Source organism: Pseudomonas laurentiana (assembly GCF_014648275.1).
Classification (GTDB): domain Bacteria; phylum Pseudomonadota; class Gammaproteobacteria; order Pseudomonadales; family Pseudomonadaceae; genus Aquipseudomonas; species Aquipseudomonas laurentiana.
In genome coordinates, this window is sequence record NZ_BMQU01000139.1 from 1 (window position 1) to 637 (window position 637).

Genomic DNA, 637 nt, shown 5'->3' on the forward strand with positions numbered 1-637 from the left:
AAACTATTTTCTCTTTTTTTTTTTCTAAAATATATTTTCAACCTATCAATTTAATTAAAAAAAAAATTCCAAGTTATTAAATTATATTTATATAAAAAATTTAATTAAAAACTTATATTATATTTATATAATAATAATAATATTAAATATTAAAACCCATTCTTTTAATATAATATATTCATAATTACTTTCTTAAAATTAATAAATTAAAAATACACTTTAAAAAAAAAAAAAAAAAAACAACCTAATACTAATAATTATATCTACATCAATTCACATCCATTAAATTCTAATTTCACTCTATTTAAAAACATATAAAAAACAAATTTCCTAATTAAATTAATAAAATCATAAAAAAAATTTCAATTTTTTCTTATTTTAATAATATAATAAATTTACCTAAACCAATACATAATTTTCTTTTAATTTTTCTAAAATCCAATCTTCTAATAAAAAATCTAAAAATAATATTACTTCCCAACCCAATATTTTCAACCTTTTCCTTAAAATTTATTCTTATTTATATATCTTTATTATATATTCTATCAAATTCCCATTTTATAACTACTACACAACTCCTTATTTATATAAAAACCATAAATATTTTAATCATATTTACTATAATATTCATAAATAA

The 637-nt window shown here is 13.5% G+C and carries 1 protein-coding gene; it reads left to right on the forward strand.

The features are described 5' to 3' along the window. Positions 1-467 precede the first annotated feature (467 nt). A partial coding sequence (locus tag IE038_RS25660) for an NADH-quinone oxidoreductase subunit J (protein WP_498053056.1) occupies positions 468-637 on the forward strand: 170 nt, incomplete at its 3' end.